21 protein-coding genes are annotated in these 22,713 nt (G+C 47.7%); 9 read left to right on the top strand and 12 right to left on the bottom strand.

Going from position 1 to position 22,713, the window contains the following annotated elements:
- Positions 1-67 precede the first annotated feature (67 nt).
- The 7 genes from B2X65_RS05990 (at position 68) to B2X65_RS05960 (ending at position 7,391) form a co-directional block, all read left to right on the top strand.
- Entirely contained in the window at positions 68-1,276 is a 1,209-nt protein-coding gene (locus B2X65_RS05990; protein ID WP_290611286.1) for a phosphopentomutase, read from the top strand.
- A 9-nt stretch (positions 1,277-1,285) separates the two neighbouring features.
- A complete protein-coding gene (gene deoD, locus B2X65_RS05985; RefSeq protein WP_290611285.1) occupies positions 1,286-1,987 on the top strand; it encodes a purine-nucleoside phosphorylase in 702 nt (233 codons plus the stop codon).
- A 29-nt stretch (positions 1,988-2,016) separates the two neighbouring features.
- Complete coding sequence (gene gpt / locus B2X65_RS05980) at positions 2,017-2,487, top strand: xanthine phosphoribosyltransferase (RefSeq protein ID WP_290611284.1); 471 nt, start codon at positions 2,017-2,019, stop codon at positions 2,485-2,487.
- Between the two features lie 4 nt (positions 2,488-2,491).
- Positions 2,492-3,061 (top strand): nucleoside deaminase, encoded by a 570-nt coding sequence (locus B2X65_RS05975; protein ID WP_290611282.1) that lies wholly within the window; start codon positions 2,492-2,494, stop codon positions 3,059-3,061.
- A gap of 244 nt (positions 3,062-3,305) precedes the next feature.
- Positions 3,306-3,593, top strand: coding sequence for a hypothetical protein (locus tag B2X65_RS05970; RefSeq protein WP_290611281.1), 288 nt, complete (start codon positions 3,306-3,308; stop codon positions 3,591-3,593).
- Between the two features lie 515 nt (positions 3,594-4,108).
- The gene (locus B2X65_RS05965; RefSeq protein ID WP_290611280.1) at positions 4,109-4,522 is read left to right on the top strand and encodes a GNAT family N-acetyltransferase; all 414 of its coding nucleotides are present in this window, start codon (positions 4,109-4,111) and stop codon (positions 4,520-4,522) included.
- Between the two features lie 352 nt (positions 4,523-4,874).
- A complete protein-coding gene (locus tag B2X65_RS05960; RefSeq protein WP_290611278.1) occupies positions 4,875-7,391 on the top strand; it encodes a putative bifunctional diguanylate cyclase/phosphodiesterase in 2,517 nt (838 codons plus the stop codon).
- Positions 7,392-7,532: 141 nt separating this feature from the next.
- Here the strand turns inward: B2X65_RS05960 and B2X65_RS05955 are convergent, their stop codons facing one another.
- From B2X65_RS05955 to queF, 10 genes are all read right to left on the bottom strand, one after another.
- Positions 7,533-8,084 carry a PEP-CTERM sorting domain-containing protein gene (locus tag B2X65_RS05955; protein ID WP_290611277.1) on the bottom strand — a complete coding sequence of 184 codons (552 nt, stop codon included), beginning with the start codon at positions 8,082-8,084 and terminating at the stop codon, positions 7,533-7,535.
- Between the two features lie 61 nt (positions 8,085-8,145).
- Positions 8,146-11,364, bottom strand: a complete 3,219-nt coding sequence (locus B2X65_RS05950; protein WP_290611276.1) for a S8 family serine peptidase — start codon at positions 11,362-11,364, stop codon at positions 8,146-8,148.
- Between the two features lie 472 nt (positions 11,365-11,836).
- A complete protein-coding gene (locus B2X65_RS05945; RefSeq protein WP_290611275.1) occupies positions 11,837-12,073 on the bottom strand; it encodes a VF530 family protein in 237 nt (78 codons plus the stop codon).
- A gap of 69 nt (positions 12,074-12,142) precedes the next feature.
- A complete protein-coding gene (locus B2X65_RS05940) occupies positions 12,143-13,150 on the bottom strand; it encodes an isocitrate dehydrogenase (protein ID WP_290611274.1) in 1,008 nt (335 codons plus the stop codon).
- A 159-nt stretch (positions 13,151-13,309) separates the two neighbouring features.
- On the bottom strand, positions 13,310-14,995 hold the full coding sequence (locus B2X65_RS05935) for a hypothetical protein (RefSeq protein ID WP_290611272.1): 1,686 nt from the start codon (positions 14,993-14,995) through the stop codon (positions 13,310-13,312).
- The gene (locus tag B2X65_RS05930; RefSeq protein ID WP_290611270.1) at positions 14,982-15,380 is read right to left on the bottom strand and encodes a DUF3192 domain-containing protein; all 399 of its coding nucleotides are present in this window, start codon (positions 15,378-15,380) and stop codon (positions 14,982-14,984) included. The genes B2X65_RS05935 and B2X65_RS05930 overlap by 14 nt, the downstream gene beginning before the upstream one ends.
- On the bottom strand, positions 15,377-16,195 hold the full coding sequence (gene xni / locus B2X65_RS05925; RefSeq protein ID WP_290611268.1) for a flap endonuclease Xni: 819 nt from the start codon (positions 16,193-16,195) through the stop codon (positions 15,377-15,379). Before xni ends, B2X65_RS05930 begins: the two co-directional genes overlap by 4 nt.
- A 1-nt stretch (position 16,196) precedes the next feature.
- Positions 16,197-17,555, bottom strand: coding sequence for a nucleotide 5'-monophosphate nucleosidase PpnN (gene ppnN, locus B2X65_RS05920; RefSeq protein ID WP_290611266.1), 1,359 nt, complete (start codon positions 17,553-17,555; stop codon positions 16,197-16,199).
- Positions 17,556-17,591: 36 nt separating this feature from the next.
- Positions 17,592-19,145 carry a GGDEF domain-containing protein gene (locus tag B2X65_RS05915; protein WP_290611387.1) on the bottom strand — a complete coding sequence of 518 codons (1,554 nt, stop codon included), beginning with the start codon at positions 19,143-19,145 and terminating at the stop codon, positions 17,592-17,594.
- Between the two features lie 438 nt (positions 19,146-19,583).
- On the bottom strand, positions 19,584-20,429 hold the full coding sequence (queF, locus tag B2X65_RS05910; RefSeq protein ID WP_290611265.1) for an NADPH-dependent 7-cyano-7-deazaguanine reductase QueF: 846 nt from the start codon (positions 20,427-20,429) through the stop codon (positions 19,584-19,586).
- Positions 20,430-20,491: 62 nt separating this feature from the next.
- Here queF and syd point away from each other — a divergent pair, with 62 nt between their 5' ends.
- The gene (gene syd / locus B2X65_RS05905) at positions 20,492-21,055 is read left to right on the top strand and encodes a SecY-interacting protein (RefSeq protein ID WP_290611263.1); all 564 of its coding nucleotides are present in this window, start codon (positions 20,492-20,494) and stop codon (positions 21,053-21,055) included.
- Here the strand turns inward: syd and B2X65_RS05900 are convergent.
- Both B2X65_RS05900 and B2X65_RS05895 read right to left on the bottom strand, forming a co-directional pair.
- Entirely contained in the window at positions 21,043-21,819 is a 777-nt protein-coding gene (locus B2X65_RS05900; RefSeq protein ID WP_290611262.1) for a DUF2310 family Zn-ribbon-containing protein, read from the bottom strand. The two genes, syd and B2X65_RS05900, sit on opposite strands and share 13 nt — an antisense overlap.
- On the bottom strand, positions 21,806-22,123 hold the full coding sequence (locus B2X65_RS05895) for a hypothetical protein (protein WP_290611260.1): 318 nt from the start codon (positions 22,121-22,123) through the stop codon (positions 21,806-21,808). The genes B2X65_RS05900 and B2X65_RS05895 overlap by 14 nt, the downstream gene beginning before the upstream one ends.
- A gap of 191 nt (positions 22,124-22,314) precedes the next feature.
- On the opposite strand from B2X65_RS05895, the gene B2X65_RS05890 reads away from it, so the two are divergent.
- Entirely contained in the window at positions 22,315-22,683 is a 369-nt protein-coding gene (locus B2X65_RS05890; protein WP_290611259.1) for a DUF3192 domain-containing protein, read from the top strand.
- Positions 22,684-22,713 lie beyond the last annotated feature (30 nt).

Below are 22,713 nucleotides of genomic sequence, written 5' to 3'. Positions count from 1 at the left end.
GCGGCGTGATTTCACATCACAGGCGCTCAGTTCCCGCCGGTACATTTTTGCAGTGGGAGTCCACAGTATGGCAAAGGCAGTGATCCTGGTTCTGGATAGTTTTGGTATTGGCAGTGCGCCCGATGCCGAGTTATTTGGTGATGTGGGTGCGAATACGTTTGGCAGTATCGCGCGTGAATTCGTAAAACAAAAAGGCCGCCAGCTGGCCTTGCCTAACCTGGCGCGTTTAGGCCTGGTTAAAGCCGCAACGGCCGCTGCAGGCAGTGCGCCGAAAGTGGAGGACAGTGCAGAGCCGGTGGGCGCCTATGGTTATGCTCGCGAGCTGAGCAGTGGTAAAGATACACCCAGTGGCCATTGGGAAATGGCTGGCGTGCCAGTACTGTTTGACTGGGGCTATTTTTCAGAGAAAACCGAGAGTTTTCCTCCAGAGCTTATTGCCGAATTATGTAAGCGGACCGGCGTAACCGGTATTTTAGGAAATTGTCATGCCTCTGGCACTGACATTTTGCATAAGCTGGGTGACGAGCATATAAAAACCGGCAAACCCATCTGTTATACCTCTGCTGACAGTGTATTTCAGGTCGCCGCCCATGAAACGCATTTTGGTCTGGAGAAACTGTTAAGTTTTTGCCGGGTCGCCCGTGAGTTGTTAGACAAATACAATATTGGTCGGGTAATTGCCCGGCCGTTTTTAGGTGATAGCCCGGACAATTATGCCCGTACCGGCAACCGCCGCGATTATTCAGTGTTACCTCCTGCGCCCACTGTGCTGGATAAATTAACCGATGCAGGTGGCAAGGTGATCAGTATCGGTAAAATAGCCGATATCTACGCCCATCAGGGGATCAGCGAAACGATTAAAGCGACTGGCCTGGCGGCACTGGTTGATACCACCTTGGCTGAAATGGCAAAACAGCCAGCGCAAAGCCTGGTGTTTACCAACCTGGTCGATTTTGATCAGAATTACGGTCACCGGCGTGATGCGATTGGCTACGGCGAAGCGCTGGAATATTTTGATAGCCGCTTACCCGAGCTGCTTAATGCCTGTGGTGAAGATACCTTGCTGCTGATGACGGCAGATCATGGCTGTGACCCAACCTGGCCAGGTACCGAGCACACCCGGGAATATATTCCGGTGCTAGCCTATCAGCATGGCCTGGCCAGTACTGACTTGGGCGAGCGCATGAGTTTTGCTGACATAGGCCAGACCCTGGCCGATTATTTTAAGCTGGACGCCATGGCGCACGGCGATTCCTTTATTGCTAAATTACATTAAGAGAGAACTATGGCTACTCCTCATATTAACGCTGCTGATGATGCTTTTGCACAAACCGTATTAATGCCAGGCGATCCGTTACGAGCTAAACACATAGCCGAAACCTTTTTAACCGATGCAGTGTGCGTCAACACGGTACGTAGCATGTTTGGGTATACCGGTACCTATCAGGGCAAGAGCGTCAGTGTATTAGGCTCTGGCATGGGCATTCCGTCTATGTCTTTGTATGCCACAGAACTGGCCAAATTCTACGGTGTTAAGAATATTATCCGCATTGGCTCCTGCGGCGCACTGCCGCTTGAGGTAAAAGTGCGTGATGTGGTTATTGCCATGGGCGCCAGCACCGATTCAGCCGTTAACCGTAACCGCCTGGACGGAATGGATTTTGCGGCTATCGCCAATTACGACTTACTGGAAAAAGCCGTACATGCTGCCCGCGCCAAGCAGATTAACGTCAAAGTGGGTAATGTATTCACTTCTGACTTATTTTATAACCCAAGTGAAACCCTGTTTGATACGCTGGAAAAATATGGCGTATTGGCAGTAGAGATGGAAGCTGCCGGTTTATATGGTGTAGCAGCCGAATATGGCATTAATGCGCTGGCCATTTTAACGGTAAGCGATCACATTCGTACCGGTGAGGCGCTGGATGCCGACTTACGCCAGACCAGCTTTAATGAGATGGTTGAAATTGCCTTGTCATTAATTTAGTTATTTATCTGATTACAATCGGAATTATTATGTCTCTTACCACCAATAAAATGTTTTATGTGTCTTGGGAAGCTTTTCACCGGGCCAGCAAAGAGTTGGCCCAGCAACTGCTGGGCCGTGATTTCACTGCCATAGTGGCAGTAAGCCGCGGTGGCCTGGTGCCTGCCGCTATTCTGGCGCGTGAGCTAAATATCCGGGTGGTCGACAGTATTTGTGTCGCCAGCTATGAGCATGATAAACAGGGCAGCTTACGTATTCTAAAAGACGCCAGCCTGGAAGATAACGCCAAGCTGCTAATTGTTGACGATTTAGTCGATACCGGTGAAACCGCCCGCACGTTGCGCGAGCATTTCCCCAAGGCTTGTTTCGTTACAGTTTATGCCAAGCCACAGGGTAAGCCACTGGTCGACCATTATATTACCGATATCGAGCAGGATACCTGGATCCAACTGCCATGGGATATGGAACTGGCCTACAGCAAGCCATTAGCGGAGCATTAAGCTTATGGCTGCAGTAAAAAATATTACTATTACTCTTCCTGAGTGGATTAACGAGGTTGTTGACTGGCAGAAAACCTACCACAATGATCAGGAAAAAATGGCGCTGGCCGTCGAGCTGTCGAAGCAAAACGTGCTGCGTGGTACCGGTGGCCCGTTTGGCAGCGCTATTTTTGCCTGTGACAGCGGCAAGCTGATCAGTGTTGGCGTTAACCGGGTAATGCCAATGCATAACTCGGCGGCCCACGGCGAAATGGTCGCTATTATGTTTGCTGAGCAGCAAGTGCAGAGTTTCAGCTTACATGCCGATGGCGTAAAGCGCGAATTGTTTACCTCCTGCGAGCCCTGCGCCATGTGCTTAGGCGGCACGCTATGGAGCGGGGTAAAGCGTTTAGTTTGTGCGGCTACTGCAGACGATGCCCGCGCTATAGGCTTTGACGAAGGCCCGGTAGAGGCCAGCAGTTATCAGTATTTAACCGACGCCGGTATTGAAGTAGTGCGTTTAGTGCAGCGCGATGAAGCTAACGCAGTACTGCAGCTTTATGCCAATGGTGGCGGTGAAATTTATAACGGATAGTGATAATAGCTAGTTACAACGGTTAGCGCTTATACCTATAAGCGCGCCATTTTTTAATGCTAACGCAAAGCAGTAACGCTTCCCCCGCAGACGTTCTGCGCGCCGGTTCCAACGCTTTTTCTGACTCAGTACATGACCCATTTGACTGGATAACGAAGTTCCAACAGTTGAACAGCGGCTAAGTGCCAATAGCGGCAATTTGTTCAGACTTAGTTTGCCTATTGGATAAAGAATTGGATTGTAAATGAATAACCACACTAATCGTGACTTAAACTTAGTGATGTACGCATTGTTTCATGTGAGAAGCCTAGACGATGTGCGTGCTAATAATTATATGTACAATATTTACGGCCAATTTACTCGTGAATTTGATAAAGCTACGCAAGAAAAGGTGGTTAATACGATACAAAAGGCCTTGGACAATGGAAACCTTAGTGATTTCTACACATTACCTAATTTACCTGGATCCAATGAATTCAAAACTGAGTACCTGAAAATTGTGTTGGGTCATTTGAAAGGTGCCATGAACTGACAATACGTGTCAGTTGGACAGCATTCGTCGGGCGTTTGTTTTCTTATCGCAACGCAAGTTAACTACGCTATCCCGAAAACTGCCGCTACAGTATGCGTTACTTCCGCAATTCGCTCAGAGCAGACTGTCTAGTAAAAGCTGGGAAGTCCATTGTGTCCCCCTTTTCAGGTGAGAAACTCGTATTCCGGATACAAAGCTCTTTCTCATTCACCGGAGCAACTCGCCCGTCGCCTGGCGGCATGGGTTCAGACACTCTCCGGTTCTTTCAAAAGAGGTTCTATCCTCTATTATTTAAGTCGATACCTGACTCAATGATTGGACAATTGAGTTGTGACAGAACTCGCGTCGCGATTGAAAAAAATATCCTGATCCTGTCGACTCTGGCCCTAATGATATCAACGATTTGGTTTATAGTGACATTTTTACGGAGTGCTTTACGACCGAACACCACGACCAGTCAGCAAGTTACCAGTAAGCCGTGAAGCGGTGTTGAATTCATATAAGTGAGTATTGCGATGAGAATAGAAGTACTGGACCAACCGGAGCAGGCCTTGATTGAACTGCTGGATATGAAAATAGCTGAATTTAACTGGGCGAACTGGGAGGTGCAGGAAAGGCTGCCGATTGCAGTGCAAATTAAAGATAATAATGGTGAGGTTATTGCCGGTTCGGCAGGCAGAACATTTGGCAATTGGTTACAGATTAATACATTGTGGGTGTCAGAGAGCTTCAGGGGCCAGCAGATGGGTAGCAAAATATTGCAGGCGATAGAGCTGGGCGCGAAAAAACGAGGCTGTGTAAATTGCCTGTTAGATACCTTAAATTTTCAAGCCATGCCATTTTATGAAAAACACGGATACCAGGTGCAGTGGGTGCAGGAAAACTACCCTAAGAACGGCTGTAAATACTATATGGTGAAGCGGCTGTAAGTGAACGAAAGCAAATATTAGAGCAAATATTAGGGTCAGATTAAAATTAATCTGAATGCTTGCTCCACACATAACGCCTTCTCTCGCTTTTGCTTTCCTGGCAAAAGTATTTAAAAGTCCCAGTAAAATTAATTTAAGCAGTTACAAATGCTGCTGACATGCTTTCGCTATGACAAGCTAGCCAAACATTGTTCTTTGTGCGGTGAAAAACCAATTAAGTTTCCCCTGTCAATTGTGCCCCTTTTGATTCCAATGCTATGGTCTATACTGACATTTCTACGCAGTGCATTGTGACCGAAAATCACTGCCAGCCACCAGAGTGTTGTTCAATAATAGGGGGACGGGGCAGTCTATGAATAATAAAATCAGACAAGCTATTGCTGATCTCATTGAACTTGCTGCCAGCACCAGCAGTAATAAGTGGCTTGCTCTGGTGGTTGATGATTCGCTCGAGCCGCTGATACATGCGGCTTCTGACGTTGCAGAAATCAGAACCTACCTGCAAGCTGCCGAGCTTCTAATTGACAAACAATCCAGAGAACTCATCAAAATTGAGTTACAGGAAACGGTTGCTGTATTGACCGGAGAAACCTCCCGCTCAACCTTTAAAACCGCCCGCACGCTTAAAGCCGTTAATTTATTTAATGCTAAGGGGGATCATCAGGGTTTACTAGTTGCGCTGAGTGTATCGTCAGAACATTCCGACAATCTGAAAGAAGACGCATTGCCGCGCATTGCTCAACTGGCAGAACAATTTATTGCAGCCGGAACATTGGAAGACCAAAGCCAGCAAGCGCTTGAGCATAGTTTTAATATAAACCGCGCTATCCTTAACACGCTTTATGATGCGGTGGTTATGACGGACCTTAAGGGGCATATCCAGAGCGTAAATCCCGCATTGGAGAAAATGTTTGGATACCCGGAAAACGAGTTGATTGGCGAGTCGATTACCAAACTTATGCCGGCTGAGATAGCACATCATCATCCTGATTACATGCTTGCCTATGCTGAGGGGAAAACAGCCGGGAAAATTATGGGCAATGTGCGCGCTGTACAAGGGCAAAGGGCAGACGGCACCCGCTTTACCCTGCAGATTGCAGTAACCGAAGCCAGGGTTGGGGCTGAACGCCTGTTGGTCGCTGCCTTGCAGGATATTACCCAAAGCGAGGAAGCCAGATTAAACCTGAAGCGCTTTCGCAAAACACTCGACAGTACACTGGACTGCGTTTTTATGTTTGATGCAGATACCCTGCAGTTTTTCTATGTGAATCAGGGGGCACTTGACCAGCTGGGCTATACCACAACCGAGCTTCTCAAACTCCATCCCTACGACGTAAAACCGCATTATCCGGAAGCTGAATTCAGAAAGATGATCGCGCCTTTGCTAAACGGAGAGGTTCGCCGCCTGAATTTTCAAACAGTTCATCGCCACAAAAATGGCCACGACTTGCCAGTGGATATCTCATTACAGTATGTCAAACTGGAAGATGAGCCTGCGCGGTTCATCGCTATAGTCAGAGACATTACCGCACAGCAACAATATAAGGAAGAAATTGAACACCTGGCATACTTTGACCCGTTAACTAATCTACCGAACCGCAGCCTGATTGCGACAAAGCTCGAAAACTGCCTGCGTAATTGTGCCAAAACCGGCCATTTTGGCGCTGTGATGCTAACCGACCTGGACGATTTTAAATCGATAAACGATACCCTCGGTCATCGTGATGGCGACCAGCTATTGATTGAAATTTCAACCCGCTTTGCCAATGTGCTGGGCGATCGCCATTCTATTGCAAGATTGGGCGGAGATGAATTTTTGGTGGTGTTAAACACCCAGCATCAGGATTACAAGGTTGCGCTTGATGAAGTTAGTCTGATAGCACAGCAAATGCTGAGCGCCGCAGCGCAGCCAACCGACACACTTGGCCATGCGTCACCCATATCAACCAGCCTTGGCTTGGTGCTTTTTAATGATGATAGCATTTGCGCCAGCGAGTTAATGAGGATGGCTGACATTGCGATGTACGACGCCAAGAAGAAGGGAAAAAACCATTTCAGTCTGTTTGACGATATCATGCAGCAAGAGCTGTTAGAAGAGCATAGACTTACTGCCGATCTGAACCGGGCACTAGCGGGAAACAATGAAATCGTACCGTGGTTTCAGCCCAAGGTGGATCGAAACGGCAGATTTATCGGGTTTGAGGCTCTGGCCCGCTGGCATCATCCTGAACGGGGGCTACTTAACCCCATCAGCTTTATCGGACTGGCCGAAAAGAAGAACCTGATGGTGCCACTCAGTAACCAGATACTATTGAAAACCTGCAGGTTAATGAGTAAATGGCGCAGGCAGTTTGCCATAGATAACTTAACCGTCTCTGTTAATATCAGCCAAAGTCAGCTGGCGATGGGTAACTTCCCGGATAACGTCGAAATGATTCTGTCGGAAACCGGCCTGCCGCCATCAGCATTGATGCTTGAGGTAACGGAAAGCGTTATTGCAGAAAACATTGCTGCCAGTGTGCAGCAAATGAAACGGATCCGGGCCATGGGCGTCCGTTTTTCTCTGGATGACTTCGGCACGGGTTATTCGTCCTTATCTTACGTTCGACAGCTACCGATCGATGAACTGAAGATTGACAAAAGTTTTGTTAATACCCTACTCAGTGATTCGGAAACGCACTCTATTGTAAAAATTATTTTGTTATTAGCCGACGTACTTAAATTAGATGTTATAGCGGAAGGTATTGAACAGGAAGCACAATGGCAGGCGTTGCTGGAACTGGGTTGCTCAGGATTCCAAGGCTACTTTTTCAGTCGTCCGCAGCCGCCTGAAGATATTTTTGAAAAGCTGCAGTCAAGTTATCAGTAATCTGTGGGCCTAGAGACGAATACGCAGAGATATTCATTTGAATGAGCATTGTGATAAAAATAGCACTGTTATCTTTGTGTAATCATAAGACGAAAGCATAAAAAACCCAGCAACGCTGGGTTTTCACAAGACTAGAATGGTTTAAACGATACGCCGGCGACGGAACAGTAATGCGCCCATTGCCAGCGTAAACAACGCTATCGTAGAAGGTGCGGATACAACCTGAGCAGCGCCGAGACTGATAGAATCGAAGTCCACTAAGTTCCCGTCAAGGTCAAACACTTCCAGGAAGCCAAACCCGAAAGCATCGTCGAAGATCATCTGATAACTCCAGGTAAATGGTCCAAAACCAACGTCATCTCCGTCAAACTCGAAAAATTCGATTCCTGCAAAGATATTGTCGCTGTCGATAACGACTTCAAATAGGAACACATTAAATACGTCACCCCAGGAATACAGGTCGCTGAGATTAAAATTTATCAGCGTTATGCTATCACCAAAGGCAGTATCTAAAATGCCGGTATTTAGCTGGCTGTTATCTATTTGAATTTCAATAGAACCAATTTTCCCGTAGAAATCGCCGATGATGTCCTGTTTTATATTGATAAGACCCGCGTTGGCGGCAAAGGATGTTGCAAACATTAGCGTAATAGCGAACAACGATTTACTTATTAATTTTGTAATAGATTTCATTATCTACTTCCTTTTTTTTTAAAAATTGCCGGGACAGACTCGCTATCCCGGCGTTCCCTGACTACGGCTGAACTACTTCCAATGCCGTTGTGCCTTGTACTTCACCATTACCATCAGTAAAGGTAACAGTACCCATGTATAAGCCTGAGGCTAAGCCACGTGTTCTGAGGCTGATATTTTGCAGGCGGTTTTCAACTGCGCGGGTTGATGCAGAAACCACGGTTGTAGACTCAGCACCGTCAACAATCCAGATAAGCTGCGTATAATCCACACTGGCATTGCCAAGCAAATCTACGCCTTGGACAAACAACAGATAGAAGCTAAGGCCACTGTCTACCGTATTTTCCGGGTTAACAATGATCATATCTTCATTTGCATCTGGGCCTGTAGAGCTCTGCAGAGGTGAGCAGCTATTTCCTGTTGGAGTGGGTACACAGGTGTATAGCACCAGGTCTAAGTTGGTACCCGGAACGCTAACTAACCCGTCACGGGTGCTTATCCTTAGTAACGTTGCTCCTTCAGGTACACCAAATGCTGTGTAATACGATGGAGAAGCTACGTTAATGCCAAAATTAAATGCGCCCGGGTTGCTGGGTGAGGTTTTATTGACACCAAAGGGTAAGCTCAGGCCTTGATAATCGATGTTAAAACTACCGGAATATAAGGTCTCAACAAAGAACAGAGCACGGCCCCGATTCAATGTTAATGACAGGAGTTCAGGTACAATAATAGTCTGTGTCGGAACCTGATTGACGGCAATGGGGCTGCGTACAGTCAAACCATCACTGCTTTCAAGGGTTACTGCACCAAATACCCACTGATTGGCCGGGAAGCCAGGCACTGAGTTAAAGGTTAAGCTGTAGCTTGCTGTGCCGTTTGGTGCAACTTCTAACAATCCACTGGGGATAACATTGCCGCCAGCATCAAAGGTTGCAACGGTAACAGTGGTGCCTTCTGGTGCATCAACCACGACATTGTAAGTACCACCATTACCCGTTACGTCAGTTACCGTACGAGAAATGGTTTCAGTACCGGCAAGTTCAGCAATCGCTATTGAGGGGTAGTTCAATTGACTTGCGTCAGTTGCAAAACCTGCATTAACAATGTCGGTACAATCTGCTCCAAATCTGGCAGAGGACACTAACCCCGCCTCGCCTTGTCCACACAAAAATCCAAGATAATCGCCTAAGTTTGCGCTATAGACCAGACCTGGATTTAACGACGGAGCAGGCGCTACATGGCCGGCACCAAAATCAAATGGATCTGCAGGTGTGGTGCCATTTTCTTTCACCAGGTTCTGGCGAGCCGTGGTCATAATGGCTGATTTGATTTGCGCCGGAGTCCAGTTTGGATACTGGCCCGCTAACAGTGCAGCCATACCGGCAATATGTGGGCTGGACATTGACGTACCTTGCAGGTAAGCAAAGTTTTCACCCTGTGGGTTGCCACCAAACTGCAACTGCTGTGGGCTGGACGCCGCTAAAATGCGAACACCCGGTGCAGTAATGTCCGGCTTAAGGATGTCGCCAGTTTGGGTATTCACGCCGCGTGACGAGAAGCTCGCCATGATGTTACCCACTTCAACTGCGTCGGTAGCAGCACCGTTCTGTGACATCGTCACATTGGTAGACCCTGCATTTACGCTGTCAGCAAGTGCCAAACCGTCTGCATTGAAGACCATGACACCAGGGATGCCAATACCGGGATCAGTACCACCCATCGGGATAGGCGTGCCACTTAGCGTATAAACGATAACCCCTATAGCGCCGGCAGCTTCAGCATTCGCCATTTTATCGGTGAACGGGCAGGTACCGCGGGAAATAAGCGCAATTTTGCCAGTTAAGTCATTATTCAGTGGTCCGCAAGCGAGTATGGGATCTGCAAGACCTAAATCACCTGTCAGACCTCCAACCGGCAATGCCGTACCAATAACAGCAGGAACAGAGAAGAAAACCTCTGGTGCCAGTTCGCCACTATTAACAATCAGCTCCTTACCAACTGCAGCAGATATACCGTCATAAGTAGAGGCCGCTACGGTTGCAATCCAGGGCGCAATATTACTAACTGTTGCCGCTGTCGGCCCGCTGTTACCAGCAGATGCGGCAAAGAACACACCGGCATTAGCAGCGCTAAGCGATGCGTTATATACCGGCGTATTAATCGCCTGAGAGTTACCGATTGAGTAATTTAATACGTCGACTCCATCCACGACAGCTTGATCAATTGCCGCCAGGCTGTCTCCAAAGAAACATCCGCGTTCAGGCCCTGTAGGAGCTTCATAATTGGCGTTCCAACACACTTTGTATGCTGCAACGCGTGCCCGCGGCGCAATACCAGATGCGATACCAACTTCAGCTCCGCTTAAAACTGCTGTTACGCCAGCGTTTCCCGCTGCAGTGGATGCCGTGTGACTACCGTGACCATCGTCGTCTCTTGGCGAAGCAAATGCACCTAAGCTAAACTGCATTTCATATACACTTGAGAAGGTGCTACCGAAATAGCGTGCGCCGATAAGTTTATTGTTACAAGTGAACTCGTCTACAGGAGCAGTAGAGTCGTCATAAACGACTTCGCCACTTTCATTCACAAACGAACCAACGCTACCCACGTTACATTCACCCGCCCATCCTGCTGGTGCCGGGCCGTAGGTATTTTCCGGGCTGGTCCCCGCTGCGCTGAAAGAGGGGTTTTCAGGCCATACGCCAGAGTCAAGAATACCAACAATAACATCTTCGCCGACAATGCCAGTATCATGTAAGCCATCACCAGCATTACTAACTAAACCCAGAAATGTGGGTGTATTAGTGGTTTGGAGTTGATGTACTTCGTCTGGATATACTGCAGCAACATCAGGGTGCCTGCTTATTGCTTTTAGTTGCGTGGGCGATAAGCGGGCCGAGAACCCGTTAAAGGTATGAGCGTAGTTATGCAGCACTTTTACTGCACCAATGTCGGCAGCAACTGAGGCTTGCTTGGCTTTTACTGCCGCGACGTACGCTTCAATTTTCGGCGATTTTGCATTGTAATTATTGCCGACGTTAACAACCATTTGGTTACTTGGAATAAGCTCACCAAGCTTGGTGGCCATATTGATGGCCGTGGCGCCTTTCAATTCAACGATATACATGCCCGAGGCAGCTAAAGCCGGCGGGGCAGAATCGGTTGCGATAAGCTTGCTGGCATCAACCTGAATAATATGTGGCGATGCATCTGCATTGGCGTAGACACTCGTCAGCGCGGTTGTTAGAGCAATACCTAAGAGGTATTTTTTAAATTTCATTTGCTTCTCCCGTGTACATCAGTGTGATCTTCGGGTTACGCAGCCAAATTATCTTCCGATACTATCGGTACAACACAGGGTAGCTAGTCATTAGAAGCAGCAAGTTCTGCATACCTAAAGGTGCTATTAATGTTAATAATTAATTGATTTTTGTTTTGTAGCTTTTTTATCTAACTAGGGGGTTGCTGATAGCAAATAAGGCAATAATCGCGCCATCTAATTAAGTGATTGTTTATCCTGGATTGTTTACTATTTAACCGATTTTCTTATCAAATCTTGTAAAAAAGCCTGACACAAAACAGGCCGGACAATGAGTAACGCGTTCATGTCGGATCAGCAAACTGAAATTTATAAACAGGAAAACTGTAGCAATTACGCATATTTATGAATTATTAGTAATTATTAAGTTATTTAAAGTGAGCCTGACTGTGAGAGCTGGAGGGCATAGATATTTCTGCCAAGTGTTAACGGACTATTTTTGATCTGGCATGATATGAAGATTAGTGGCGATTAACAGCGCTTCGGTTTTTTCGCGGGCCCAGGGGGTGCGGCGCAAAAACTTCAGGCTGCTTTTTACTGATGGGTTTACTTTAAAGCAGTTAATATCAATGCGATTGGCCAGTTCCGGCCAGCCATAATGATCAACCAGTGCGCTGACAACTTGTTCCAGCTTAATACCATGTAACGGGTTGTTTTGTTGTTCGTTCATTTTTGCTCCTGCGCACTGACCGCTAAAAAAATAGCCACCTGCTGGCGGCTATTTCTGCCTGGAAAACGATTATAACCGTTCTAACATGGCGGCGGTAAAATCAGTGGTACCAAAGCTGCCACCTAGATCGCGCGTGGTTCTGTCGCCACTGGCTATAACGTCTGCCAGCGCTGCCCGAATTTTCTCTGCTTTGTCTTGCATTTGCAGGTATTCGAGCATTTGAATGGACGCCAGAATAACCGAGCTTGGGTTCGCCAGGTTTTTACCGGCAATATCCGGGGCACTGCCGTGCACGGCTTCAAAAATAGCGCAGTCTTTACCAATGTTGGCACCAGGTGCCATGCCTAAGCCACCGACTAAACCGGCACACAAGTCTGATAAAATATCACCAAACAGGTTTGTGGTAACAATCACGTCAAATTGCTGCGGGTTCATCACTAACTGCATGCAGGCGTTATCAACAATCATTTCCTGGGCGTCAATATCGGGGTAGCGCGCTGCGACTTCGCGTGCCGTTTTTAAAAACAAACCAGAGGTTGATTTCAGAATATTAGCTTTGTGTACAATCGTCACTTTTTTACGATTTTCACGGCGCGCCGTTTCAAAGGCAAATACAGCAATGCGCTCTGCGCCTTCGCGGGTGATAATACTACTGGCTTCGGCAATCAGGCCATCTTCGGATACCTGCTGACGATGACCAGAATACATTCCCTCGGTATTTTCGCGAATGGTAATAATATCAATATTTTCGTAGCGGGCTTTAGTGCCTTTGAACGAGATCACCGGCCGCACGTTGGCATATAAACTAAACTGCTTGCGCAACGTGACGTTAATTGAAGTAAAACCGTCACCTACCGGCGTCGTTAACGGGCCTTTTAAAGTGATTTTATTGCGGGCAATGGCATCCAGTGTGGCTTGTGGTAACAACTCGCCCGTTTGCTCCAGGGCTGTTAGCCCGGCTTCAACATATTCGTAGTCAAAATCACAACCGGCTTTGGTTAACACTTCAATGGCGGCCTCAACAATACTCGGGCCGATGCCATCACCTTTAATGACAGTAATGGTTTGCTTACTCATGTGGATCCTCAGGGTTTAAAAGGGGGAATACGGGCAGACGCTAACCGCCTGGAACCGCCGGAATATAGCAGTTTTAGCCAAATTTCGCCAGTTTGGTGAAAAGTTACGGTAGAAGTTAGCGTTATAGTGGCTATAACGGCTGTGAATGGTGTAATAAAACTAGATTTCAGGTAACGGATAGTAGCATTGACTGGCTGCTATTAATTGTTGCTGCCAGTATTGGGCCGAATGACTGGGCAGTTTAAGCCTGGCGCTGCCTGATGGCAGCAGTGCCGCAAGTTGTTGGGTATTGGCATCCGTGGCACAAAATACCGCCAGGGTTAGCTGCCAGCTAATGTTGAGCACTAAGCCTAATGAAGATGACGGGCTGTTATGCCAGTCTTGCACGGCCGTTGCCCAGTCAGGATGTTGGTAGTGCTGAAACAAGGCCTGTAGCTGGCCCGGATAGGTTTTACTTTGCCAGATGTGCCGCTGAATATGCAGGCCAAGGACAAGTTTTTGCTGTATGTGTTTTGCCAGGGGCAGTTGGGGCAGGGCAGCATGCTGCCACAAACTCACGCTGGCGCAACGCGCTACCAGCCCGGCTGTGCAAAGGGCTAATGGCTGCTGTGCCGCTGCGCTTATCAGCAGCAACGCCGTTGTCAGACAATGTTGCAATTGTTCAAGCCAGTTATGGTGAGGGTGAGCCTGAGAAACGCAATACTGCGATAGCTCAGCCTGGGCAACCCAATCACTTAAGGCATCCTGACCAAGCATCGTTATGGCATGTCGTAACTGGCTAACCGGGATTTGCTGGCGACTGATGTTGCCCGCCGCGCGTTCTAAATAACGGCTTATTTGCGGCTGGGTTTGCAACAGTTGCACTTGCTTGCTGATACTAAGCATGCCTAGCTGATTAAAGACAGACTGCTCAAGACAGTGCTTTAACGTCATCTGTGAGGTTGCAGGCAACAGGGCGTTGTCCGGTTCCAGTAATGCCAGCCAGGCGGGATCCCGAAAGTATTGCGGGCTTAACAGGCTTAACCGGGGCAGGGGAAGTTGGCTCACCTCATTCCCCAGCGTTTTAGTACTGGGGTCAAAGGCCCTGACGTACACTGTTGTGCTCTGTGGTGTGTCGGCAACCAAGCCGCTGATAAACCAATAATCAGAGGTAGTGGCCTTGGCTTGGCTATCTTTACCAAACCGACCGGGCAGCGCATTGTTGGCAACCAGCTGTTGTAGTAAACCAAACCACTTTGTTTTGATGCTGTCGCTTTGGTTGTTGCTCTCGTCTTGGTTGCGGCGATAGTAAAGCAGTACTTGCGCTAAACCAGCCTGATTGCCTGACTCTGGCAGCATTTGTTCGGCCAGCTGGCCAATCAGAGCCAGCAAAGGCCCATCGGGATGGCATTGCCATGCCGGGTGTCGTCTGGCATTGCAGGTAGCAATTAATAAAGGTAATAACGGATGTTGCTTGTCAAACTGTTGCAGCGCTTTGGCCAGCGCCAACGTGGCCTGCAACGGGTTGGACGCCATCGTTGCCATGGCTGCGTGTAGACAGATGGCTTGCAGAAATAGCTGACTACGCTGACTTTGCCAGCCAAAACCGCGACTGAATATCAGCCCCAGCGTCATCATTTTCGTTACCCGGGCGTGCACCAGTGATAACTGACGTAGTGTCAGGTTGAGTTGCGCCAAAACGCTAGCCACATTGTGCTCGGCTAACCCTAAGAACAATAAGGTCAGCTTATGGCTGTGTTGCAATACGCCGGAAAAATCACTAACGGTTACCGGCTGGGCGGCTGTCGGATCAAAACGTTGTAAGCCCTGATAAAACAGCGGCCATTGGCAATTAGCTGTTACCATGGCTGGCATGTTGCTGATATTGGGCTACTGCAGTATCACCTATGGCAACCAGTTGGCGGTTGATAAACAATAAGGCCGTGCATTCATCTTCGGTGGTAATACCATCAGGCAGTTTGCGATGGGTGCGATAAAAGAATAACTGGTATATTTCGCCATCAATTTTTACTGCCTGGGTGATATCCGGGCCGCCAAGCCTGTTGGTAATGTCATCTTGAGTATGGGCCGCAGTTAACTGATAACGACTGATCACTTTGGCGTTAAAATTTTCACGATGTTGCCAGCTCATTTGTTCCGGATCATCTTTGTAAAACATTAATACCGTTAGTGTCAGCAGCAAATAAACTACAAAACCAGCGATAAATAACATAACAGGTTTTAGCTTCATGACGTTTCCTGCTCTGATTCAGGCAGTCTTAAATCCTGCAGGTTAAGCCCAAGATCCAGTGAGGTCTGCAAACTCAGCACCTGCATGTAATTCATAATGGCATCTTTGTGGCTGATTATTTTATCGCGCAGTTTTTTCGGGCAATCGGGATGAGCCAGGGCGTCGGTCAACGTTTCACCTAAAGCCATCAGCTCTAATGCGGTTTTCGGGCCCACGCCACTGACACCGGCGATATTATTGGTACTGTCTCCAGTTAAGCTCCACAGCCGGACCAGTTGTTCCGGGGCAACTCCAAACTTATTTTTAACATAGTCAGGACTGAGTGACTGACGGGCAAAAGGATCGTACACGCTGATGCCGTGGCTTAACAGCGGCAGAAAGCCTTTATCAGTTGATACAATAGATACCTGTTGCTGATGCTGGCTTAGTTTACTGGCAATACTGGCAATAACATCATCGGCCTCGAGGCTGTTATCAATAAAACAGCGAAACCCTTGTTGCTCTGCGGCACGTTCTAACGCGGGTAGTGCTTCGGCCAATATCGCTGGCATCGGTTTACGGTTTGCTTTGTACTGCGGACAGCGTTGCTGGCGCCACTGGCTGTCACGGCCATCAAACACCAATAAGGCATGGCTTGGCGTTAACTCATGGCGCAGTCGCTGCAACGCTTGCAGTAGCATGCTCTGGGTATTATTGATAATTTGCTGCCTGGTGCCGTCGGTCACCTGCTCTGGTAATGGCAAGTAAGGCCTTTCCTGCACGGCGTAAAGGCGTCGGATAAGGTTAAGCGCATCAATCAGAACAAGGTGCATCATGCTAGCGAATAATCCGGTAGCACGGCACATACGCGGTGCCAGGTAATTTCATTCTGCCCTGATCAACAAAAGCTTGCAGCAAGGTATCCATCATTTTCATCAATACCGGTTCTCCTGACAACTGAAAAGGTCCATGCTTGCGAATAGCCCGGATCCCCTCGTCTTTAACATTACCGGCAACAATACCTGAAAATGCCCGGCGTAAATTTGCAGCAAGTTTCGCTTTGTCTTGTTCCAGGTGCAAGTCAAGTGCGGCCATATTCTGATGATTCGGGACAAAAGGCTGCTGGAACTGCGGATCAATATCTAAGGTCCAGTTAAAGTGGTACGCATCACCAACAGACTTACGATATTGCCTTACCTCAGCACAGCCTTGTTTGAGCTTGCGGGCAACACCAGCCGGATCATCGATGATAATGTCGATTAAATTTAATGCCTCGTCGCCGAGGGTGCTCTGAATAAAATTGGCTATCTCATTAAAGTAAGCTTCAGATTGGCGCGGCCCGGTAAGAATAATGGGCAACTGCTGCTCAGCATTACTCTTTTTCAACATAATACCGAGCAAATAAAGCAACTCTTCTGCGGTACCCGCGCCCCCCGGAAATACAATAATACCGTGAGCTACCCGGACAAAAGCTTCCAGTCGTTTTTCGATATCTGGCAGGATCACCAACTCGTTGACAATAGGATTAGGTGGCTCGGCAGCAATAATACTGGGCTCCGTTAGCCCCAGATATCGACCACTGCGGATCCGCTGCTTATTATGGCCGATGGTCGCGCCTTTCATCGGGCCTTTCATGGCGCCCGGGCCACAGCCAGTACAAATATCCAGACCACGCAGGCCCAGCTGGTAACCGACTTCTTTGGTGTACTCGTATTCCGTTTCGTTAATAGAATGCCCACCCCAGCAGACAATCATGCTTGGGACACAAGTGGCGTCAATTACTCTCGCGTTGCGCAGAATATCAAATACGGTATGGGTGAGTTGACGGGGTTCGAGCAGTTCTCTTGCCTTCGTTTCAGCAGAGCGACGGGTGTGATAAAACAAAATATCCCTGAGCACGGCAAACAAATGCTCGTGGATGCCTTTTATAATAACACCGTCGACAAAGGCACTGGCAGGCGGGTTGGTTAGCTCAATTTTAATACCCCGTTCACGCGCCAGTAAATTTACGCTGAAATCTTTATATTGTTCGTATATTTCAGCTGAGCTGTCGGTATGGCTGCCGACGTTAAGTACCGCCAGACAGCAATTGCGGAATAACGCGAACGCTTCTGACTCGGTGTTATTTTTTAAACGTTCAACTTCAAGTTGAGATAGTAAATCCATGGCGCCTAACGGGTTTAAATGCACCTGCATAGGTAACTCCAATACTGATTGTATGCTGCAGCAAATTCAGGTTTTTAAAATGACGCGATCGCGGCCGGCCTTTTTCGCTTCATAAAGTGCTTCATCGGCCCGGTCGAAAACCTGACGGCTGGTATCTTCAGCGGTTAATTGACTAGCCCCAAATGAAATGGTGATTGGGACTTTCTGATTTTTAAAAGTAAAAACAATACTTTTTATTTTTTCTCTAAGCTTGTTTAACGGGGCAGAAAGTTCTTCCAGCGCGGTTTCCGGAAACAGGATAACAAATTCTTCACCACCATAGCGGGCAATAAAATCGGTATCGCGTAAGCCGTTTTGCAACGCTCTGGCGATAACCTTCAGTGTTTTATCGCCGGCGCTATGGCCGTAATTATCATTAATGCTCTTAAAGTTATCTACATCGGCCAACGCGATGCATAACGGTTTTTGATAACGTTGCCAGCGCTTTATTTCTAACGCGAAACGCTCATCAAATGCTGCGCGGTTGGGGATCTCTGTTAAGGCATCCTGTAAGCTACGGAAATTTTGCTCTGCCAGTTTCGTTCTGAAGGCCTGGGCTTCACTTTCTAATTCTTTTAAACGCAACTCCATCCCTTGTAAGGTTGTTAGCATGGTCTGGCGTTCATGAGTTTCCAGTTGTTCCTTTGTCTTCAGTGCATCACTAATATTACCAAGACGCTGCGTGACCAGCTCTTTCAGTTGCTCCAACGATGTGGCACTTTTGGTGCTCTGGCCAAGTTGCTCAATTTGCTGCTCAATTTGCTGGTTTAACTTGTCCAGTTTTAAATGAAGCTGGTCGGTATTTTTTAAAGACAGGCTAACGGCATGTTGCACTGAAGAGAGGGCATCATTAAGCTTCAGCAAAAAATGCTCTGCGGATAACCGTTCTTCATTAATGCTGGCAACGATTATGGTAATGGTTTGCAGACAAGCATCCAGCAGAGCCTCGATGGACAGTGTGTCCAGTAAGCTCTGGCGGATCACTGCGATCTGCGGCGCACTTTTTTCAGCAAACGCTAATTCGCTCAGTAAATTCGTCAGTTCAACACTTATCTGACGACAAATATGGCCGTAACGAACGGCGTCGCTCTGTGCGTTATTATCCAATTGTTGTTTGGAATGTAACGCGGTTTGATACAGGTTTGCCAGGCTGGTTAAATGAGGTAAAAAAGCCTGTACCGTCGACGGTGGTTCAGCCACCTTGCTTAGTAACATTCGCAGATCGCGGCGTAATTGGTCGGGTAAGCCTTTTTGTTGCTGCAGTAACTTGCCTGCCTGATTCATTTGCTGCTGAATTTCTTTAATTTCACGTTGCTGCTTGCTATCAAGTAACTGCAGGCTTTGGGAGGTGTCGGAAATAAACGGAATTAGCTTTTCGAGGTCCGTGCCTCTGGTTAATTCGGTGCGTAATTTTGCCAGCCGGTTATCCAGCTCGAGGTCGATACCTTTGCAAACCAGAGATAAACGAGCAACAAACTGGGCCAAAATCTTAAACTGACTTTCGTAGGCATCTTCTAACGTCTTGCGCGCTTTTATCGCATTGGCCAGTTGTTGCTTTAGATCATCTTGCAATGGCTGCACCTTAAACATTTAAATGTTAAAAAAGCTGTTTAGATTTAAGTATATCCGTAAACAAACGAAATGCGATCACTGTTTTAAACATTTTATCCACAAATAAAAACAGCGAGCCGAAGCTCGCTGTTGAGTAGGGGACATTATTATCTTGGCTTACCTTATTTACACAGCTTACTTGTAATGCCTATTTGTAAAGATAGTAAGGTAACCAGGATGTTTCTTCTTCAGAGGTGAGATATTGCATAATTGGCGATCCTTCTGGTTACTGCTGCTGGTTAGTCCGTCTAACCGGCCACAATAGTAAAACAGAATTACGCCTTTTTTGAAAGTCTGACTGTAATAATACAAGCCGGCTTTCAGTATTTTTGCTGTATTTTTAGCTTTACAGTGATGATTTCGCCCATACAAGCTCAATTTCTGAAAGTCAGTCTGAAAGTTTACCGTTTACTGACGGCTTAATCGCAAATTTGGTAACTGATAACTGGCACTGGCCCGTACCGGGTTAATATCCAAGCCACCGCGGCGGGTGTAACGGGCATACACCAGCAAGTACTCGGGTGCACAACGTTGCCAGATATCCAGAAAAATACGCTCAATGCATTGTTCGTGAAACTCGTTGTGGCTGCGAAAGCTAATCAGATAGCGTAGCAGGGCGGCATGATCAATTGCATTGCCACGGTAATGAATATAGACGCTGGCCCAGTCTGGCTGCGAGGTGATCAGGCAATTTGACTTCAGTAAATGGGAGTGTACTTTTTCGTCAACAGGCTCAGCAGACGCCGAGAGTTGCAACAGGCTGGGATCATATTGATAACTGTCGACAGTGATATCCAGGTCATCAATACAGTGGCCTGGTATCCAGGTTGGCTGAAAAACCATGATTTCATTGACGTTATGCAGGGTAACCTTTACGGCACTACCCGCACAGGCAGCCAAATCGCGTTGCAGTGCCTGATAAACCTGGCGCAGGTCGTCAAACCTGCTTTGATTAAAGCTGTTTAAATACAGTTTAAAAGACTTGGATTCAATCAGATTTGCTGACGTTACCGGTACAACAAAGGTCGCGAGTGCCACCATAGGCTTACCTTTGGCGTTTAACCACGACAACTCATAGCCGTGCCAGATATCTTCGCCGATAAAAGGCAGCGCTGTTAAGTGGTCGAGGCCAAGACTGTCTCTGCCAACGGTGCGCGGCACAGGTTGCAGCAGGCTGGGGTCGTACTGTTCGGCATACGCCGTCATTTTGCCAAGGGTTAGCCCGGCCATAATTTCTGATTGGCTTTTTGTCATTTGGCTGGTAATCCGGTTAGAATGCGCCGATCTTAGCATAACTTCATGTCAGAGTAGAGAGGATGTCCGTGTTGTCATTAGCAGAAAGCTATCAGAATTTTATCAGCCAAACCCTGAGCTGGCATCAGCAACACAACCTGACCCTGCAGGCGTGGGCCGCTGAGCCCGCTAAACCGGCACCCTGTCAGCTAAAAACCCTGGATGATAATCTGGTAAGCTGGCAGCCGGTTTTGCAACAACCTCCCGCAGATTTCAGCAATGTAGAGCAAGCACTTGAGTTAGAGCTGCATCCGGATATTAAACAATTTTACAGTTTATATTATGGGGCCGGCCTGGGCGCTGATCATAGCCGGGGGCCATTACAACTGCTGATGGTATGGGATGAGGCTGATCTTGCCAGATTGCAGGAAAATATTATCGGCCATATTTTAATGAAACGGCGATTGAAGCAGCCTGAAACGGTTTTTTTTGCCTTAACTGATGATGACAGTATTGTATTATCGGTACTGAACCGTAGCGGTGAGGTATACCTGGAAACGGTTGGCAAAGAGGTTAAAGAAAAGCTGGCAGACTCGTTGGCCGCGTTTTTTACTCAACTGCAGCCGGCAGCCTATCAGGGCGTCTGACATTCCCAGGCAATATTGCTGACAAGCTGACAGCGGTCGCATTTAAAATCGAACAGCTCCAGTAGCGGTGTTGTTAAGCGCCAGGCATTACCACAGCCAGGACAAGGTTTCACCGGATCAGCCGCACAGTTATTGCTGCTGCCACTGTACATGGCATAGTAAACCGGCAGGGCATTGTGCTGGCTTATTTTTTTCGCAAGCAGGCGGCCTTGCCGGTTAAGCGCACTATTAAACTGCTGCAGACTGTTCTCAGCGGTTTTCTTTAACACCCGTTGCTGCTGTTGCTGAACTTCATCCAGCGCCTGAAACTGAATTTGCCAGCGGATCAGACTCTCATGATCGACGCCTTCTGCCGGAAGCAACTGATACAGTGGCACAGGCGCCAGATCAGCCAGGTTGCGAAGCGGTGAGCAGTTATCACTAAAGGTGGTAAACAACACCAGCGTTTCAGTATCCTGGTTGCTGCTGTGCTGCGACATAATATCCATTCCCAGCACTTTTACCTGCGGATAGGCTAACCCCGCTGCCATCAGTTGTTGCTCTGCCTGTAATACTCTGGCACTGAGATGGGGGCGTTGCAGGGCATCGGCAGCCGGGATCACCAGCCTGGCGCAAAAGCGGTCCTGCTGCCAGGCCGTCGGAAATTCCCGGCCGAGAACATTACCGTTAAAAATCAGCGCCTCAGTAAATGCGCGGATCGTGGCCTCAGCCTGGCTGAAACTGGTATCGGCAATAACTTTATACGTTAGTTCAGCCAGATACATGCTGTTGCTCCAGCAATGCCAGAATTTTATCAAGCTTAGCTTCTATCCGCTGCAGTTGTAACAGTTGTGAAGGTTGTGAGGCTTCAGTGTCAGCCCGCGGCTCTGCCAACAGCTGACCAGCAGGGGGCAATTGTGTAAGATCGGGCAATGACGGTTGCTTACGCCACTGCTGGTACGCGGAAAATAACGCCGGCGCAGTAAGCTGGTTACTTAACCTGGCTTTAAATAACGCCAGACTGGGGGTTTTGCCCTCTTGATGCAAACGGATGGCGACCTGGTTAAGTAAATCAATGGCTGATGGCATACAAGGTACTTATTTTGACTACTATTTGGCGAAATTTAGCATTTACATCCGCAGATAGATAGAGCATGAAATTTAACGTTTTGATTTAAAACAAAAAAATAATTGGTATCTTATTTGCTTTGTCAAATGACGTATTGGTTAACTCAGCTGATACAATATCAACATAAAACAATAATGATTGGAGTAAGAATATGATAGTAAAATCTCTTAGCCTTTTAATAGCGGCTAGTTTATTGACCGGCTGTGTGGTGGCCATTGGCGATAAAGACTATGAGGATAGCGATAATGCTGACAGCGAATGGCGCAGTACCCAGCAAGCAAACCTGAAGCAAATTAATCAGTTCCAGCCGGGTATGGCCTTTAGTAATGTAGTGTCGCGCATGGGCAATCCGGATTTCACCGAATTTCTGATGAAAGATGAGCAGCAGGTGCAAGTGTTATTTTACCGGACGCAACACAAACGCAGCGATGGTAAAACCACCAAAGACGAATGTACCCCACTGGTTTTTATCGATGGTCAGTTGCACAGCTGGGGTGATAAAGCGTACCAGCAATTGTAACAATGTGGGCTTAGTTTGCCTGATCCCAGC

It is taken from the genome of Arsukibacterium sp. UBA3155 (assembly GCA_002364615.1).
GTDB lineage: Bacteria > Pseudomonadota > Gammaproteobacteria > Enterobacterales > Alteromonadaceae > Alishewanella.
The sequence above is the reverse complement of the archived record's forward strand: the minus strand, read 5'-3'. Positions and strand labels throughout refer to the sequence as shown.